This window comes from Streptomyces zagrosensis, from assembly GCF_014203645.1.
In the GTDB taxonomy this organism is placed as follows: domain Bacteria; phylum Actinomycetota; class Actinomycetes; order Streptomycetales; family Streptomycetaceae; genus Streptomyces; species Streptomyces zagrosensis.
In genome coordinates, this window is sequence record NZ_JACHJL010000017.1 from 23,282 (window position 1) to 40,209 (window position 16,928).

The window sequence follows — 16,928 nt, forward strand, 5'->3', positions numbered from 1 at the left end:
TCCACGGCCTCGAACGGCGCACTTCACCCCTGATCCAAGGTCTGCCGGCGCCGACGTCCCCGCTCAAGAAACTCCAGCTCCAAGACCGACAACGCAGCGTCCCCGTATGCAAGAGCCGGCGCCCCACGCTGCCCTCATCCCCCTCGGTCCAACATCGATGGCAGAAACGTAGTGGTTGTCCAACTCCCCTGGCATTCGGTCCATGTTCAGCGTCAAAGGACAAGGGAATCAACGCGCGCCGAACCTTGTCAGTCGATCGTTCCCGATATATCGTTGACGCATCGCGATCGATCAACGATGCGACGGTGGTGGAATGCGCCACCGAGCAAGCGCAAGGCAAAGGAGCGCGATCATGCGTGGGTTCGGACATGGACACGGCGGCGGCGGGCACTGCGGGCCAGGCCGGGGCGACGGCGAAGGGCGTGCCGCGTTCGGGCCGTTCGGGCCGCCCTTTGGAGGGCCGCTCTTCGGCGGCCGGGGGCGAGGCGGGCCGCGTGGCAGGGCGCGGCGCGGAGATGTCAGGGCATCGATCCTGGCACTGCTGCGCGATCGGCCGATGCACGGCTACGAGATGATTCAGGAGATCGGCGAGCGCAGTGGTGGCGCCTGGCGGCCGAGCCCCGGTTCGGTATATCCCACCCTCCAACTACTGGAGGACGAGGGGCTGATCACCAGTGTGAGCGAAGGGGGCAAGAAGCTGTTCACGTTGACCGACGAGGGGCGCGCGGAGGCGGCGGCCGGGCCGCAGGCGCCCTGGGAGGATGTCGGCCGCGGCGTGGACTGGGAGACCGCACAGGAGATGAGGCAGGCCGGGATCAGCGTGATGGAGGCGCTGGCTCAGGTCTGGAAGACGGGCACCAAGGAGCAGCGGACCGAGGCGCTCGCGGTCATCGGCGAGGCGCGTAAGAAGCTTTACCTGATCCTCGCCGGCGAAGACTAAGCCGTCGAGGACTGAGCGGCTGTCGCTTCCACGCCCGCGTCGCGGCCAGTCGGCGCGGTGCGGGCGGCCTGGCGAGCAGCCGTTCGACGTGGGCACGGGTCAGCCCGTACGCCGGGTCGATGGGCAGCAGTAGCCGGTCTCGTCGCCAGCGGCAGCGACGTACCAAACGCTCCGGGATGACATCGTCCACCCACGCGAATGGGCGCCCCGCCGCGAAGCGCAGCAAGGGTGCCCATTTGCGGCCCGCGAACAGGTCGATGGTGGGCAGCTTGGGGTCATCGGGCTGCGGCCGGTAGTGGGTGAATTCGACGACCGGTAGCGCGTCCATTCCGAGTAGCGGCGCGATATGGCGGTTGGCGTCATGCTCCCAGGTGGTCGCCCAGATGAGGTCGTACGTCTGGGAGAGCTGTCGCAGCCAGTCGGCGTGCTGGTCGGACAGTAAGACGGTGAAGTCCAGCACCTCGTGGGCGGTGAAGCCGGCGGCCGGAAGCACTGGGTTGAGCACGCCGTCGATATCGAGGAAGAGCAGCGGTCGGGTGGCCATGGGTCTCCTTAGCCAGTCGCGCGGCGAGCCGGTCGCGTGCGGCGCGAAGCCAGCCGCGTGCGGCGCGCCAGGCGGCGCACGCTGCTGTCCCGGGCGGCCCACAACCGTTGTCAGTGGAGGACGAGGCCGATACGGATAGCGGTTGCGCTCCAGGGCTGCGGGCGCCCGTGCGACCGCAGCCCAGCCCCAAGGCGTAGCACTGGCTCTCCTCCCCAAGGATGAGGCTTTGCCCGCTGTTGCCCAACCAGCGTTGGATGCCTCAATGCTCCCCTGCGCGGATGTTTCGGGCTGCGGAGACTGATGTGGTGGGAGTGTGCAAAGTCGTACTCCCTTCTCCGGCCAGGCAGGAACGGCTGGTCCGGCCGGCCCCAGCGGGCCCGGCGGCCCTGCCGGCCTGGACGGCGCCGATGCTGCTGTGCGCGGCGCGGGTGCCTCGGCCGTAGGGCTCAGCGATGAGCTGACGTCCGTGATCGCCGCCGCTCGCAGACGTGCCCAGCGCGATGGCGACCGTCAGATCGACACCGCACATCTGTTGCACACCCTGTTGGAGACGGTTCCGTGTGTGGCTGCTTCTCTCGAAGGCGGCCCGACCCAGGTGGCCCGGTTGCTGGGCTACTTGGCGCAGCGGACCATCGGCTACGGCCTGTCGTGGTATGGCACCGTCGAGGATTCCGGAGCCGTACCGCGGATGCGTGAGGGCGGCGCCCACTGGTCACCGACCGTGGAGGCGGCTGTGGCCAGAGCGGGCGAGCGGGCCAGAGCGCGCGGCGCCGTGCTGGCCCAGGGGTTTGACCTCTTTGTCGCGGTCACCGACGACCGCGAATGCCGCGCGGTGGAGGTGCTGCACCGTGCTGGCGTGGATCTGGACAGTCTGGCGTTGCGGTTGGCTGCGGAGTCGGCCCGGCTGGCTACTGAGGTTGCCAGGAGTCAACTCGATGACGGTCCTGTCAACGGCTGACATGATGTGCCGATGCACGTGTCTCAAGGAAGGGGCGCCGGCCTCGGCTACGCCCTGGCGTCGGCACTCACCTTCGGCAGTTCGGGCATCGCTGCCAAGCCACTCATCGAAGCCGGGCTCGAACCGCTTGAGGTGACCTGGCTGCGCGCGGCGGGCGCGGCGTTGCTGTTGCTGCCCGTCGCCTGGCACCACCGTCAGTTGGTGGTCAGGCGACCTGCGCTGTTGGCCGGGTTCGGTTTGTTGGCCGTCGCGGGTGTGCAGGCGTGCTATTTCGCGGCGATTTCCCGCATCCCGGTAGGTGTCGCGCTGCTCATCGAGTACCTCGGGCCGGCGCTGCTGCTCGGCTGGGTGCGCTTTGTACAACGCCGGCCGGTCAGCCGCGCCGCTGCCGTTGGTGTGGCACTGGCCGTAGGCGGTCTGGCCTGCGTCGTCGAACTGTGGGCGGGACTGAGCTTCGACGCCATCGGGCTCCTCCTCGGCCTCGGGGCGGCCTGCTGTCAGGTCGGCTACTTCCTTCTCGCCGACCATGGCGGCGGTGATGCGGAACCGGTCGATCCGCTGGGTGTCGTTGCGTACGGCCTGTTGTTCGGGACGCTCGTTCTCACCGCCATCGCCCGGCCGTGGGGAATGGACTGGTCGGTGCTCGGTGGGCGGGCGCAGCTGAACGACGCCCGGGTCCCGGCCGTGCTGCTGCTGGCCTGGATGGTGCTAGTGGCCACCGTTGTCGCCTACCTCACCGGGGTCCTCGCGGTGCGCCATCTGTCACCGCCCGTGGCTGGAGTCGTCGCCTGTCTTGAGGCAGTGGTGGCAACCGTGCTGGCCTGGGTCTTGCTGGGGGAGCAGCTGTCGGCGCCCCAGATCTTCGGTGGCGCCGTGGTGCTCGTAGGCGCGTTCATCGCCCAGACCTCGGCCCCTCAACGCGCCCCGGCCACGCCGGTTGCGGGCTCGGTGCTCGCCGAGGCGGCCAGTGCGGACGGTCGGCAACCGTACGCGGACACCCGCCACGAGGAGCGCCCCACGACAGGCGACGGCCGTGCGCGCGGCGAGGGCGGACCGGATGTCGAGACGGAGTTGTCCGGCAACTCGCAGATCACCTAGTGTGATCATCATGCCGATGACTGTTCTGCCGCCCCCTGCCGCATAAGGCGGGCGGCCACCACCGGAAGACCGAGTTCGGGGCGAGGCCCTGAGCGGTTCGACGCTGCCCGCATACGGGACGACGCGACCAACTCAAGCTGAACTCAGCTGTCTTCCGTGGGAGAACATTCGTGCTTACTCCTGTGCCCTCCGCCCTGCCCGTGGGCCGAGGGCTGGCCTACGTCACCTTCGCCGCCACCACCTGGGGCACCGCCGGTGCGGCGGCCTCGCTGCTGTACGACACCAGCGGCCTCGGCCCCCTCGCGCTCACCTTCTGGCGCACGTTGGGCGGCCTCGTCCTCATGCTTCCCGTGGTGCTGCTACGCGCCCGCCGCCGGGGGCCGATCGCACCGCGCCCGCGAGCCTCGCGGCGCGACCGTACGCTGCGCGTTCTCGTCACCGGCCTGGGGCTCACCGTCTTCCAGGCCGCCTACTTCGAGGCGGTTGAATCCACCGGGCTCGCAGTCGGAACCGTCGTCACGCTGGGCGCGGCCCCGGTGCTGGTTGCCCTGGCCGGGCGGGTCGTTGTCGGGGAACGGCTCGGCCTCGGCGGCGTGTTCGCCGTCAGCGGGGCACTTGCGGGCCTGCTGGTCTTGGTGCTGGGCAGTGAGGGGACTGGCGCTGTACGCCCGGCCGGGGTGGGGCTCGCGCTGCTCTCGGCCGCTGGGTACGCCACCGTCACCGTCTACACCCGCTACCTGGGTCGTGACGGCGGCGGCTCCGATCCGTACACCACCACGCTGACGTCGTTCGCCGTGTGCACTGCGTGCCTGTTGCCACTCGCGCTGGCGGAGGGTCCGCTACCGCAGGCGCACCACCTGGGCCACACGATAGGACTCATGGTGTACATCGCTGCGGTGCCCACGGCGCTGGCCTATGGCCTGTACTTCACCGGGCTGGCCGTGGTGCGCGCCACCACCGTCTCCGTGATCACGCTCATCGAGCCCGTCACGGCGGCAGTCATCGCCGTCGCGCTGCTCGATGAGCGGCTTACCACCGCGACGGTGATCGGCACCACCGTGCTGCTGTGCGCGGTCGCCGCCTTGGCCCTGGCCGAGGCACGGGGCGCTGGCGCGGCCGGAGGCGGCACCGCACCAGCCAGCTGAACGGCCTGCCGGCCGACCTGCCACGGGTCGAGCGCGCCGGCTGGACCGGCATGTTCGACCCGTGGGCGCCGGGTGCTTGACCGGGGCAGCCGAGTGCTGCACGTACGCACCGGGCCGGAGCGGACGGCCGTTGGCGGCACCGCTGGCACCGCTGGCACCGCTGGCACCGCTGGCACCGCTGGCAGCAACTGGTCAGCTCGTTGTGGGCTCCCAGGCGCCGCGCCGTACCTGGTGCGCTCGCGCCTGGGCGTCGCGCGGCGCGCCGCGCGAGGTCAGCGCGTCCGCCGTCCGCTGCCGGGTCCACTCCGACTTGTGGTTGCCGTACTTGAACTTCGCCCGTACGCCCGTCACCTCAAGCCGCACACCGCGGATGCCGGACAGGGCGCTGCCGTACGGTTCCTGCGCGGCGGCGACGGGCGCGGAGCCGCCCTCCGGCTGGAAGTGCGCGAGCTGGCGGGTGAGCAGCGCCGCCTTGGCGTGCGGATCATCGACGAGGTGCGCGGTGCAACTGAGCTGCACTGCCGCATAGAAGCTGGTGGGAACGCCGTGCTCGGGTGGTGTGCCGTCGGCGGCCATCCATGGGCCTGGCACAAAGACATAGTCGTCCGCGACGCTCAGCAGGACCTCCGGGTGCGCCTCGATCGCCGGCCAGATCGGATTGGGGCGAGCGAGGTGGACCAGCACTTCCTGGCGCTCACCGTCGTACGCGAAATGCGTGGGTTGCACCAGCGGCGGGGTGCCGGGTGGGCCGTTGACGGCCAGGTGGCCGAAGTCGTGGCCGGCCAGCCACGACTGCCACTCGGTGTCGTCCTGTGCGGCGTCCCAGGGATGGATCAGCATCTGTGCGCTGCCTTTCTTGCGGTTCTCCGTTGGTTCTGTGCTGGTCTCGCGCCCGGTCAGTGGCCTGGGAGATAGTCAGGGGCCGGGATGCCGGAGGCGAGGTCATCCGATGGCAGCGGCGTGCCATAGTGCCTGGCCACGGGCAGTACCCCGGCCCAGTGCGGCAGTTCGAGATCTTCGGGCTCGTCGTTGGGGCCGCCCTCGCGCCACTTCGCCGACACCTCCGCGAGGTCGAGGCGGAGCACGGCGGTGGCGGCCAATTCCCTGGCGTTCGCGGGCCTGCAATCAGCGGCGCGGCCTGGCACCACATGGTTGACCAGGGCGTCGAGTGCGGCGGTGCGCTCGGCCGGGTCGGTGACCTGGCGCGCGATGCCGTGCACCACGACGGAGCGGTAGTTGATGGAGTGGTGGAACGCCGAGCGCGCGAGCACCACGCCGTCCAGATGGGTCACGGTCAGGCACACCGAAAGGCCCGGCTGCTGCTCGGCCTGCCTGTCCTTTGGGATGGCTCCATCGGTGGGTGGGGCCGTTGGCGCAGGATCGGTGCCCGGGCCCGCGAGAGGTGCTGAGGGGCTTGCGGTTGCGGCCGGCGAGTTGGAGCTTTCCCCCGTGACCGATGCCGGCCTTTGCGCGCTTTCGCCGGCCGTCGCGGTCGGCGTTGTCCCCTCGTCGACGTCGGGCGCCGGCGCGGTTCCCTCGTCGGTGGCGGGTGCTGGCGTCGCTGCACCCGCCATGCGTAGCGGACGCGATCCCGTGGAACCGTGGACGTAGAGGCGCTCACCCACCCGGGCGTAAAGCGTCGGCAGGACGACCGGGGCGCCATCCCGTATGAAGCCGAGATGGCATACGTAAGACTGGTCAAGGAGCGAGTGGACCAGGTCGCGGTCGTACGAGGCTCGCTCACGGTCCCTGGTCGGGACGGTGCGGTTGGTCGGTTCGTACGCACCAGGCGCCGTGCCGTCGGCGGCCCTGCCGGACGCTGGCGGTGCGGCGGCGAGTGGGGGGACGGCGGATTCGGCGGCGGCCATTGCCTTCTCCTTTGTATTAGTGCATACTTGGCTTTGTGCTAGGAGAGTATCGGATCGAAGGGCGGCGTGCCGTGGAAATCGCCGCCAGCGTGGAGCGGGCCGTCGGGGTGGGCGGGCTCGCTCCCGGTGAACTATTGCCACCCATGCGGGAGTTGGCCGTCGAGCTGGGAGTCAACCCCAATACGGTGGCGGCTGCGTACCGGCATCTGCGTGACCGCGGCGTAATCGAGACGGCTGGGCGACGGGGTAGTCGAGTGCGACCTCGCCCGGCGAGCACGGCGCGGGAGATGATAGGCGTCGATGTGCCCGATGGCACTCGGGACCTGGCGACGGGAAACCCGGATATCGCGCTGCTACCTCGGCTCGGGCAGGCGCTGGCAGCGGCGGCTGAGCAGTACGAGGAGCAGCCCATGCTCTACGGGGCGCCGCTGATTTCCCCTGGCCTTGAGCGACTGGCGCGTGCCGCGCTGCTGGCCGATGGGGTGCCGGATGGGCCGATCATCGTTGCCTCGGGCGCGCTCGACGGGATAGAGCGCGTGCTCGCGGCCCATCTGCGACCGGGTGATGTGGTGGCGGTCGAGGACCCGGGATGGGGCAGCCTGCTCGACCTCATCCCCGCGCTCGGGCTGCGGCCCGTCCCGGTGGCGTTGGACGAAGACGGCCCGTTGCCCGCCCAGGTGGAGCGCGCGGTGCAGCAGGGCGCCAGGGCGCTGGTGGTCACCAGTCGTGCGCAGAATCCCACCGGAGCGGCGATCAGTGCCGCGCGCTCCCAAGAGCTGCGCGCCATGCTCGCCGACCAACCGGGTCTGTTGCTGATCGAGGACGATCATGGACATGGCATCGTGGATCTGCCCCTGCATCCGCTGGCCGGAGCCACCGACCACTGGGTGTTGGTGCGCTCGACGGCCAAGGCATACGGACCGGATCTGCGGCTAGCCACGCTCACCGGGGACTCGGTCACGGTGGACCGGGTAGGCGGCCGATCGCGCCTTGGGCCTGGTTGGGTGAGCCATCTGCTCCAAAACGCGGTCATATGGCTGTGGGAGACCGAGGCCGTTCGGCCGGAGCAGGTCGCGGCGTCGTACGCCGAGCGGCGCGACCCCCTCATCGAGGCGCTGGCGGAGCGGGGAATCGATGCGCTCGGCCGCAGCGGGATGAACGTCTGGGTGCCGGTCCCCGATGAGACCGGCGCTGTCTCCCGGATGTTGCATGCCGGTTGGGCCGTGGCCCCCGGGGCCCGGTTTCGGATGGCCTCCCCGCAGGGCATCAGGCTGACCATATCGGCGATCGATGTGGAGGAGGTTGAGGTGGTCGCGGACGCCGTAGCGGCTGCGATACGCCCGGCCCTCGCGGGACGCTACGGCTGACGGGGCTTCTTCGCGGGGCGCCCCTGGGTTGAACGGCGCGGGCCGCGCTGGGTGAGTGCGGCGCCCGCGAGGACGATGACCGCGCCGACGGGGGTGTTCCAGGTCAGCGCCTCATCCAGGACCAGGACGCCTGCTGCTGTCGCGATCACCGGGATGAAGTAGGTGACCAGGGTCGCCGTAGTGGGCCCCACCTCGGCGACCATGCCGTACTGGAGGAGGAAGGCCAGTCCGGTTCCGAGTACGCCAAGTGCCAGGACGGACAGCAGCGGAAGCATGGGGAGGGAGTCCGGGAAGGTGGCGAAGAAGGGAGTGACCAGGCCGAGTTGGGCCGTGCCGAGCAGCAGTTGGCCGCCGGCCATGGAGACATTGGAGTGCGGGACCTTCGCCAGGGTGCGGCGCACATAGATCCAGCCGACCGCGTAGCTGAGCGAGGCGATCAGCGCCATTACGGTGCCCCCCGGGTCTTGACCGGAGAAGCCCTGCCAGGCACCGAGCACGGTCAACACGCCGATGAAGCCCAGGCCGAGGCCGGCGATGCGGCGGCGGGTGGGGCGGTCCTCCGACAGCGCTACGAGGGAGAGGGCCATGCCCCAGAGCGGGGTGGTGGCGTTGCAAATACCGGCGAGCGTTGAGGAGATGTGCAGTTCCGCGTACGCGAACAGCGAGAACGGGAGGGCGTTGAGCAAAAACGCGGCCACAGTCAGATGGCCCCAAGTGCGGGCGCCGCGCGGCAGCCGCTCCCGCTTGATGGCCAGCACCACGAGCAAGACGAGCGTGCCGAACAGCAACCGTCCCAGGGTCACGTACAGCGGCGCGAAGCCGTCCGTTCCCACTTTGATGAACAGAAAGCTGAAGCCCCAGATCAGCGAGAGCACGGCGAACCGTATGCGCCAGTCGAAAAGCCGCCGGTGTCTGCCGGGAGGCGCGGACGCGGCCGTGCCTGACGGTTCTGTGGCCGTGGCGTAGGCGGTCTGCGCAGGTGTGGACGCCGATGCGTCCGGTGACTCGCCGGTCACCGCGGCCCGCCCATCTGGGAGCGGCGCGCAACCGGTGCCATGGGTCTTGGCCTGGCCCATTGCCGGGTCGGTGGTGATCGCTGCGGATTGGCCGGGCTGGGGTGGGGTGCTAGCGGAAAGGGGGGTGCCTGGGGTGGCGCGTGGGACGGAGGGTGTGCGCATGGTTATCACCATGGTGGTTGAAACCAATTAGGACAAGCGACTTTTCGTGGGCGCCATCACGTAGTATCGCTTACATGTTGAACCTGGACCGTCTACGGACGCTCTACGCTGTCGCTCGTCATGGCTCCGTCAGCGCCGCCGCCGATGGACTGCACGTGACCACTTCCGCCGTGTCCCAGCAACTGGCCAAGCTGGAGCGCGAAACCGGTCAGCAACTCCTGGCCAAGAACGGCAGAGGAGTGCGCCTAACCGATGCCGGGCGACTCCTCGCCGATCACGCCTCGCGCATCCTGTCCCAGGTCGAACTGGCCCAGTCCGATCTCGAAGCCCAGCGTGGTCAGGCCGTGGGGGAGCTGCTGCTGGGTGCCTTCCCCACCGCAGCGCGCGGGCTGTTTCCCGCCGCACTCGTCCGGCTACGTGAAGAGCACCCTCAACTCCGTGCCCGTCTTCGGGAAATGGAGCCCGACGAGGCGGTCCCGGGAGTCGTGCGCGGGGATGTGGACCTGGCGGTGGTCCTCGACTGGTACAACAAGCCCCTCCCCATGCCCGGTGGCTTGGTCAAGGCGCCGCTCCTCGACGACCCTGCCGACGTGGCGTTGCCGGCCTCGCACCCGCTGGCTAACCGGAGCGAGGTGGACCTGGAGGAGTTCGCGGGGGATGAGTGGGTCTCCTGGCCCAAGGGTGAGTTCTGCCACGACTGGTTGATGCTCACGCTGCGCGGCGCGGGCATCGAGCCCCGTATCTGCCATATGGCAGAGGAGCACCACACACAACTCGCGCTCATCGCGGCCGGGCTAGGGGTGGCGGTCGCACCGCGACTCGGACGTGGACCGATTCCGGAAGGAGTGCGGGTGGTGCCGGTACGGCACACCATGCGGCGGCATATCTACGCCATCTGGCGGGCGGACGCCGACCGTAGACCGTCCATCCGGGCGGCCGTAGACGTACTGCGTACGGCCGCGGCGGAGCTCGACACGAGAGCAGACGTGGGCCCCGCACGGGCGGTGGGGTCCACGGGACCGGCAGAGCCGGCGGAGCGAACGAGGCTGGCGGAGCCTGTGAGGCCGGCCGTGCGGGGCGGTGCCGGGGCGGGGGAGCATCCTGCCTAACGACTCCGAGCCCGGTGGGCGGCCCGGAGCGAGGGGAACCCGGAGCGTGGCGGCGCCGGAGCGTGGCGGCGCCGGCGGCGGGGCGGCGCAGTAAAGACCCCGCCCAACTGCTGCGCGTCCGCGCGGGCGCCTCGCCCAAAAGCGCCCACGGCAGCCCGGAGCGGCACTCGGTGTGAGCCAAGGTGCGGGGGAGAATGACCGCGCGGCTCGAAGGGGCACGGTGCGGGCGAAGGTGGTCGAGTGTGCCGGCGCGGCCCGCCCGGCTTAGGAGCAGGCGGGGCCGGCAGGCATCAGGTGGGTCAGCTCGGTTGTCGGGTGGGCATGATCGTGACCTGCTGGAGGTTCACGCGCGGCGGCAGCGTGGCGATGAAGCCGACGGTCTCGGCGATGTCCTGCGGGGTGAGCCACTCCACCGTTTCCTTGGAGCCCTCCAGCCACTCCCGCACCCCGTCGTCGGTGACGTGGCTTTGTAGTTCGGTGCCGACGATGCCCGGTTCCAGTGCCGACACCCGTACGTTCTTAGCGCCCAGCTCGACCCGCAGATGACGCGAGAGGTGGGTGACGTACGCCTTGGTCCCGGAGTAGACGGCGAAGTTCGGGAAGATGTTCTGTGCCGCGATCGACGAGGTGTTGATCAAGTCGGCGACGCCACGCGCGTCGGCAGCCTTGACCAACTGCGGGGTAAACGCGCCGATGGCGTTCATCAGCCCGGTGATATTCAGGTCGATCTGCCGCTGCCACTGATCGGCGGCCAGTTCCTCGATGGGGGCGGGCAGCATCACGCCCGCGTTGTTGAACAGCAGGTCAGCGCCGCCCAGTTCGGCCGCCACCCGGTCGGCAGCCGATCGCACCGCCGCGGCATCGGTTGCGTCAGCGGCGATCGCCAGGGCGGTGCCGCCGTTGTTCTCGATCCGGGCGACCAACGTGCTCAGCCGGTCCGCGCGTCGAGCCAAGACGGCGACGCGTGCCCCCAGCCCCGCGAGGTGCTCGGCCGATGCCTCGCCGATGCCGCTGGAGGCGCCGATGACAACCGCCACGCGACCGGTCAGGGGCTTGGCGAGGGTTTCTATGGACATGGGGCACACCTTCCGAAGGGAGCTGAAGCAAGGAGCGGGGCCGTGGCGATCCATCGGCCTCGGCCACCAGCACACCACCCTCGAAGCTGCATTGAAGGTGCTCTAGCAGGCCCTCAGCAGGCAGGTACCGAGGAGGCAGGTACTGGCAGGGCCACCCGGCGAGGAGTCGGCAACGCACAGGTGATTCACACTGGGGGCATGGATCGTAGAAGCGAGATTTCTGATTTTCTGCGCTCCCGTCGAGCCCGCATGACACCCGATCGGGCGGGGCTGGCAGCGGACGGTCGGGCCCGACGGGTGCCAGGTCTGCGCCGCGATGAGGTCGCTCGCCTTGCCGGCGTGAGCACCGAGTACTACACCCGTCTCGAACAAGGCCGTGCGGGGACGCCCTCCCCGGAGGTCGTCGAGGCCCTTGCCCGCGCGCTTCAGCTCGATCTCGCGGAGCGCGAGCACCTCACCGATCTGCTGGTACGGCACGCCCCGGCCCGGCGCACTCCCGCCAGTCCGCAGCGGGTCCGCCCGGGCCTGCATCTGGTGCTCAAGACCCTGGAGCACGTCCCCGCTTTCATCCTCGGCCGGCGCACCGATGTGTTGGCCGCTAATCGCCTGGCGCGCGCGGTCCTGACCGATTTCGACGCCCTTCCCGTCCCACAGCGCAACCTCGCCCGCTACTACCTCTTGGACCCGGACGCCCGAGACCGCGTAGGGGATTGGCCTCAGATCGCCGCCGAGACGGTCGCCGTCCTGCGCCTCGAAGCGGGTCGCTATCCGCATGACCGGCGGCTCGCCGACCTCGTGGGCGAGCTCACCCTGCGTTCACCCGAGTTCTCCACCTGGTGGAACGACCACCGCGTCCTGCGCCGAACCCATGGCACCAAGCACTATCACCACCCCGTGGTCGGCGATCTACACTTCGCCTACGAGTCCTTCCAGCCTCCCGGCGACAGCGACCAGACCCTGTGCGTCTACACCACCGAACCCGGCTCTCCCACCGCCGAAGCCCTACGCCTGCTGAGCAGTTGGGATGCCCCAGGACCGCCGGCGCACACTCCATCCGCAGACGCACGCTAAGCGTGCAGGGCATCACCCGTGTCGAACGTGCTGCCGTGCCAACAACAGTGGCCGGAGCTCACGGTGCACCCTGGCCAGGCGGGCGTTCGTAGGTTGCGTACGGACGCGGTGGCCCGGCGTTTAGCCGCTGAGGGACTGGTGGAGGAAGTTCGCCTGGAACCGCAGCAGGTTTTCGGTGACCGCATGGTCCGCGGGCAGATGGGTGGCCCCCGGGAGCGGCAGCACCGTGTGCGGCCGTCCGGCCGCCAGTAGTTCCGCCGAGAAGCGCAAGGTATGGGCCACCACGACGTTGTCGTCCGCGAGCCCGTGGACCAGCAACAGCGGGCGGCGCAGCAAATGCGCATGGCCGACCAGCGAAGAGCGGTCGTACGCCGCAGGCTCCTCAGCCGGATGGCCCAGGAAGCGCTCCTTCCAGTGTGTGTCGTATAGCCGTTGATCGGCGGGGGCGGCGCCGGCGACCGCGGCGTGGAAGACCTCCGGTCGGTGCAGCACGGCCGCAGCCGCTAGAAAGCCGCCGAACGACCAGCCGCGGATCGCCACCCGTTCGAGGTCGAGGCTGGGGTGGTCGGCGGCTGCCGCGTGCAGGGCGTCCACCTGATCGTCCAGCGCGAAGGTAAGCTGGTCGCGGTGGATGGCCTTCTCCCAAGCCGGTCCGCGCCCCGGGGTGCCCCGGCCGTCAGTGACCAGGACCGCGAAACCCTGCTCGGCGAACCACTGCGATACGCATGACCACCAGCCGCGGCAGCGCCGTACGAGACCTATGCTCGGTCCACCGTACGGATCGACTAGCACGGGCAGCTTTTGGGCACCGGGCGTGTGCCACGAGGGCAGGTACAGGGCGCTGCGCAGCTCCCGCTCGCCGAGTTGGAGGAAGGTTGGGCGCGGCGTGAGCAGTGGCTCCTCGGCGTATGAGTCGATGCGCCCCACGGGTGCGCCGTCCCGCAGCACCGTCACGGCGTCCCCTTCGAGCGTGCGGCTGTCGAGCACCACGGTTCCGCCGCCGCACACCGCGTCGTGCACACCGGGGCCCTCGCTGATGCGGCGGAGGCCTTCGCCCGGCGCGAATGACCACACATGGCGTTCGGTCGGTTCCTCGCTCGCGGCGAACAGCACCCGCTCGCCATCGGTGCCGAGCACGGCCTCGACCTGGAGCCCGGCGGGTGTCTGCGCCACCTGCACGGTCATCGTCGCCCCCGCGCTGTGGCTCCCGGAGCAATCGTCGTTCGCGACGGTTTGCGTGGCGTCGGTGCCTATCGGCGCCACCCGTAGCCCTCGGGTGTCGGCAGTCTCCGTTGGCCACACGCGGGCGCCGGAGGTGGTGCGTGCGGGAATGCCGGGCACGATCTCCACCCATGCCGGGTCCCGCCGTTCGTGCAGCACGCGGGTCTCGCCGGTGTCCGGGTCGGCAGTCAACACCCGCATCGTGCGCTGGTCGCGGCTCTGTACGGTCAGTACGGGCCGGGGCCGGACGGCCCCCGGCGAGCCAGCAGCCGGGGCGGCCCCCCGCGGGGAGCCCGCGGCGCCGGGCCGTACGCCCCCTACCGCCGTCTCCCAGCCAGCGGTCACCAGGTACTCAAACGCCGCCCGGTCCCAGCGCACTTCGGTGCGCTCGCCGTCGAGGGGGAGGACGTGCAGCGAGACGTCCGCGTTGGCGGTGCCGGCCGAGGGGTAGCGGACGGCACGTGGCCGCTGGAGGGGGTTCGCCGCGTCGCCGATGAACCAGCGCTGTACGGGGGTGACATCCACCCGTGCTACGAGCAAGGCCCGGCTGTCCGGCGCCCACCAAAAGCCGCGGCTGCGGCCCATCGATTCGGCGGCGACGTACTCGGCTAGTCCGTAGCTGACCTCCGGGCCCTCCGGTGCGAGCAGTAGCCGATCCGTTCCACCGCCTTGCCGGGGCCCGGGAGCCCCGGCCGAGCTGGGCGCTGCCGCGCTGTGTGGCGGCTGCGAGGCCTTCCTTGCTGTGCTGCCGCCCATCCGGTGGGCACTTTCGTGCGTTGCCGGGCTTGCCGGCGAGGTCAGTTCCACTACATGCAGCGCGCCCGCCGTGACGTAGCCGATCCATCGCCCGTCCGGGGAGAGCTGGGGATCGACAACCGGGCCAGCGGCCGAGACGGGGAACGGCGCACTGCCGTCAGTGCGTACGGCCCACAGCGCGCCCCGGAGCGCGAAAGCGGCCACATGCCCCCGGCGGTCGGTGCTGTAGGAGACCACGCCCTCCGAGCGCTCCCGGGCGCGCTCCCGGCGCAACCGTTCCGCCGCCGGAACCTCGCCGCCTACGCCCGTGAGCAGCCGGGGGTCGGCGAGCGTGCGCTCCTTGCCAGCTTCCCAGACCCAGAGCGAGCTGACTGGATCGCTGCCGCTCGCTGAGCGGACGAAGAAGACGCGACTGCCATCGGCCGAGACGGTGAACTGCCGGGGAACGCCCAGGGCGAAGCGGTGGGTGCGAGCGAACTGGGCCGGGAAATCGGTGGCGTTGTCCATCCCGACACTCTTCCAGGCCAGACCATGCTAAAACCACAGAACTGATCTTGGTCAGTCAGCGGGCTTTTCCCAGATGGAGACGTGCTGCTGGCTCTCGCCGGTGAACGGCGCGCGGGACCACCCCTCCCACCGATCACGCAGCCGCAGCCCGGCGAGCCGGGCCATCAGGTCCAACTCCGCGGGCCACACGTACCGGAAGGGGACGGACCAGTACGTGGCGCGCTCGCCGGCGATGGTGACGTAGTGCGAACTCATCGCCTGGGTGGCCACGTCGTAGGTGTCGAACGCCCACTGCGTCGGGCTGATGCGAAACGGTACGGCGTTTTGCCCCGGCGGCAGGCGGCGTAGATCCGGGACCCCCACCTCCACGACAAAACAGCCCCCGGGCCTCAGTTGGGCGGCGACGTTGCGGAAGCAGTCCACTTGGGCATCCTGCGTCGTCAGATTGTTGATCGTATTGAAGACGAGGTAGGCCACTGAGAACGTGCCTCCCACTCGCGTCGTCGCGAAGTCACCGATGGTCACGTCGATGGCGTCGCTGCCCGGCTTGGCGCTGAGCCGGGCGGCCATGGCGCGGGACATTTCGACGCCGTGCACCGAAACCCCGCGGTTGGCCAGTGGCAGCGCGATCCGCCCGGTGCCGATGCCGAGTTCGAGTGCCCGCCCAGCACCGGCGAGTTCGGCCAACACATCAACCGCCGGGTCCACCACCTCTGGCCGGAACATATCCGCGGCCGACTCGTCGTAGTCGGCCGCGATGTCTTCCCCGAAGTAGCCGTCCTCAGCACGCATCCCGCGACGGTACCGCCCGCGGTGTACTGGACGCGCCTGGTTTTCCACCGGGGAAGCGGCGGCATGGCGCGGACGCACCGAGGTCGTGCCGCAACCAGGTAACGCGAGGCGCGGATAGGGGACTTCGGGCCATCGGTCGGCGCCGAGAGGTACCGGACACCCGCCCCGAAGTCTCGTGCCCTGGAGCCGCTGGCAGCGCGCGTCAGCGGCCGTTCCAAGCTCCCCAGTCGTCGATGGCCGCGAGACAGCGTTCGACAATCGGCAGCCGAAGCGGCCAGTGGCGGCCCTCCCGCTGGATTCCCATGACGTGCAGCGCGAGGGGAGTGGCGAGGTTCCACGGCAACGCCGCTCGAATGTCGTCCACACAGCGGTCGAGTTCGTACCCTTCGACTCCGCGCGCCACGAGCGTGCCGTGGTACTCCCGCACCAGCGCGGTTTCGATCTCGCGACGTACCTCCGTGCGCAGGCTGGTGGCCAGCAGTCTGGCCACGTCCAGTGGGCCGCAACCGTGCTGCACGAACTGGAAGTCGATGAACCGGGCATCGTGCGATTGGCCGCCCGAACCAAAGGCGATGTTTTGGCTGTGGAAGTCCCCGTGCACGACGGTACGGGGTGACGCGCCCAGCCGAGCAGCGAGCTTGTCGTATCCCGCCAGCAGCCGGCGCGGGGCGTCCCCCAGTGCGGTCGGCCATGGACCACCGTACGAGCGAAGCCACCGCGCGCAGAAGCCGGCGACCGCGGAGTCCTGGGGCGCGGTGAGCCAACGCAGATCGCGCGGCAGGTCGCGTCCCCACCAGTGGGCGTGCAGGACGGCAAGCTTGCGGACCGCAGCCAGCGCCTGGCTGTCGGAGTAGCCGTCGATTTGTCTGACGAAGCCGCTGTCGCCCAGGTCCTCAAGCAATAACCAACTCTGGCCGGTTCGCTCGTCGAGTCCGCTGCCAACCACCAAGGGGGCGAGCGCCTCGGGCAGTGTGGGAACGACGCCGCGGTAGAACTTCACCTCCATAGCGGCCAGTTGTGGCCCCTCGTCGAAGACGTCGGATGCGGTCTTCAAGACCAACGACGCGGGCCCAGCCGGCTTCCCCGCCGCGTACTCAAGGTGCACTCTGGCGACCGCGCCCACCAGCCCGGACCCGCCCATCCGAGCCACTCGCGACGCCACGACGCGACCATCGCCGGGCAGCGCGCCTCCGTCCCGCAGGAGACCGGTCAGCGTCTCGGCGCTCTCGGCGGCGTTCGCTTTGTCGAGCACGGAAGAGAGACGGGGGCTGGGTGCCACAAGGCCACCTCACGTGTCG

Annotated in this window: 15 protein-coding genes and 1 pseudogene; 7 read left to right on the forward strand and 9 right to left on the reverse strand. The window is 69.9% G+C overall.

Annotated features, from left to right (window positions below; translation table 11 throughout):
• Window positions 1–352: 352 nt before the first annotated feature.
• A complete protein-coding gene (locus tag FHS42_RS26845; RefSeq protein ID WP_184576367.1) occupies window positions 353–940 on the forward strand; it encodes a PadR family transcriptional regulator in 588 nt (195 codons plus the stop codon).
• Here the strand turns inward: FHS42_RS26845 and FHS42_RS26850 are convergent.
• On the reverse strand, window positions 888–1,484 hold the full coding sequence (locus FHS42_RS26850) for an HAD domain-containing protein (protein ID WP_184576369.1): 597 nt from the start codon (window positions 1,482–1,484) through the stop codon (window positions 888–890). The genes FHS42_RS26845 and FHS42_RS26850 overlap by 53 nt on opposite strands.
• A 394-nt stretch (window positions 1,485–1,878) precedes the next feature.
• Here FHS42_RS26850 and FHS42_RS26855 point away from each other — a divergent pair, with 394 nt between their 5' ends.
• The 3 genes from FHS42_RS26855 to FHS42_RS26865 all read left to right on the forward strand — a co-directional run bounded on the left by FHS42_RS26855 (window position 1,879) and on the right by FHS42_RS26865 (window position 4,685).
• Window positions 1,879–2,442, forward strand: a complete 564-nt coding sequence (locus FHS42_RS26855) for a Clp protease N-terminal domain-containing protein (RefSeq protein WP_221476928.1) — start codon at window positions 1,879–1,881, stop codon at window positions 2,440–2,442.
• A 12-nt stretch (window positions 2,443–2,454) separates the two neighbouring features.
• Window positions 2,455–3,540, forward strand: a complete 1,086-nt coding sequence (locus FHS42_RS26860; protein WP_184576371.1) for an EamA family transporter — start codon at window positions 2,455–2,457, stop codon at window positions 3,538–3,540.
• Between the two features lie 170 nt (window positions 3,541–3,710).
• Window positions 3,711–4,685: a DMT family transporter gene (locus FHS42_RS26865; protein WP_184576373.1), complete on the forward strand. Its 975-nt coding sequence runs from the start codon at window positions 3,711–3,713 to the stop codon at window positions 4,683–4,685.
• 192 nt (window positions 4,686–4,877) lie between these two features.
• Here the strand turns inward: FHS42_RS26865 and FHS42_RS26870 are convergent, their stop codons facing one another.
• From FHS42_RS26870 to FHS42_RS37485, 3 genes and pseudogenes are all read right to left on the reverse strand, one after another.
• Window positions 4,878–5,525: an FMN-binding negative transcriptional regulator gene (locus FHS42_RS26870; RefSeq protein WP_184576375.1), complete on the reverse strand. Its 648-nt coding sequence runs from the start codon at window positions 5,523–5,525 to the stop codon at window positions 4,878–4,880.
• A 56-nt stretch (window positions 5,526–5,581) separates the two neighbouring features.
• A complete protein-coding gene (locus tag FHS42_RS39415; RefSeq protein WP_446696885.1) occupies window positions 5,582–6,259 on the reverse strand; it encodes a pyridoxamine 5'-phosphate oxidase family protein in 678 nt (225 codons plus the stop codon).
• Window positions 6,245–6,475, reverse strand: a pseudogene (locus FHS42_RS37485) (pyridoxamine 5'-phosphate oxidase family protein); the annotation flags it as partial. The gene FHS42_RS39415 and the pseudogene FHS42_RS37485, both read right to left, overlap by 15 nt.
• A 113-nt stretch (window positions 6,476–6,588) precedes the next feature.
• On the opposite strand from FHS42_RS37485, the gene FHS42_RS26880 reads away from it, so the two are divergent.
• On the forward strand, window positions 6,589–7,920 hold the full coding sequence (locus FHS42_RS26880) for an aminotransferase class I/II-fold pyridoxal phosphate-dependent enzyme (protein ID WP_184576379.1): 1,332 nt from the start codon (window positions 6,589–6,591) through the stop codon (window positions 7,918–7,920).
• On the opposite strand, the gene FHS42_RS26885 is transcribed toward FHS42_RS26880, so the two are convergent.
• Window positions 7,911–8,996 carry a DMT family transporter gene (locus FHS42_RS26885; RefSeq protein WP_184576606.1) on the reverse strand — a complete coding sequence of 362 codons (1,086 nt, stop codon included), beginning with the start codon at window positions 8,994–8,996 and terminating at the stop codon, window positions 7,911–7,913. The two genes, FHS42_RS26880 and FHS42_RS26885, sit on opposite strands and share 10 nt — an antisense overlap.
• A 176-nt stretch (window positions 8,997–9,172) precedes the next feature.
• Between FHS42_RS26885 and FHS42_RS26890 the strand changes: the two genes are divergently transcribed.
• A complete protein-coding gene (locus FHS42_RS26890; protein ID WP_184576381.1) occupies window positions 9,173–10,207 on the forward strand; it encodes a LysR family transcriptional regulator in 1,035 nt (344 codons plus the stop codon).
• A 299-nt stretch (window positions 10,208–10,506) separates the two neighbouring features.
• On the opposite strand, the gene FHS42_RS26895 is transcribed toward FHS42_RS26890, so the two are convergent.
• Complete coding sequence (locus tag FHS42_RS26895; protein WP_184576383.1) at window positions 10,507–11,283, reverse strand: SDR family oxidoreductase; 777 nt, start codon at window positions 11,281–11,283, stop codon at window positions 10,507–10,509.
• A 198-nt stretch (window positions 11,284–11,481) separates the two neighbouring features.
• On the opposite strand from FHS42_RS26895, the gene FHS42_RS26900 reads away from it, so the two are divergent.
• The gene (locus tag FHS42_RS26900) at window positions 11,482–12,354 is read left to right on the forward strand and encodes a helix-turn-helix transcriptional regulator (RefSeq protein WP_184576385.1); all 873 of its coding nucleotides are present in this window, start codon (window positions 11,482–11,484) and stop codon (window positions 12,352–12,354) included.
• Window positions 12,355–12,474: 120 nt separating this feature from the next.
• Here the strand turns inward: FHS42_RS26900 and FHS42_RS26905 are convergent, their stop codons facing one another.
• The 3 genes from FHS42_RS26905 to FHS42_RS26915 all read right to left on the reverse strand — a co-directional run bounded on the left by FHS42_RS26905 (window position 12,475) and on the right by FHS42_RS26915 (window position 16,909).
• A complete protein-coding gene (locus FHS42_RS26905; RefSeq protein ID WP_184576386.1) occupies window positions 12,475–14,838 on the reverse strand; it encodes a S9 family peptidase in 2,364 nt (787 codons plus the stop codon).
• A gap of 51 nt (window positions 14,839–14,889) precedes the next feature.
• Window positions 14,890–15,630 (reverse strand): class I SAM-dependent DNA methyltransferase, encoded by a 741-nt coding sequence (locus tag FHS42_RS26910; RefSeq protein ID WP_184576388.1) that lies wholly within the window; start codon window positions 15,628–15,630, stop codon window positions 14,890–14,892.
• A 202-nt stretch (window positions 15,631–15,832) separates the two neighbouring features.
• On the reverse strand, window positions 15,833–16,909 hold the full coding sequence (locus tag FHS42_RS26915; RefSeq protein ID WP_184576390.1) for a phosphotransferase: 1,077 nt from the start codon (window positions 16,907–16,909) through the stop codon (window positions 15,833–15,835).
• Window positions 16,910–16,928 lie beyond the last annotated feature (19 nt).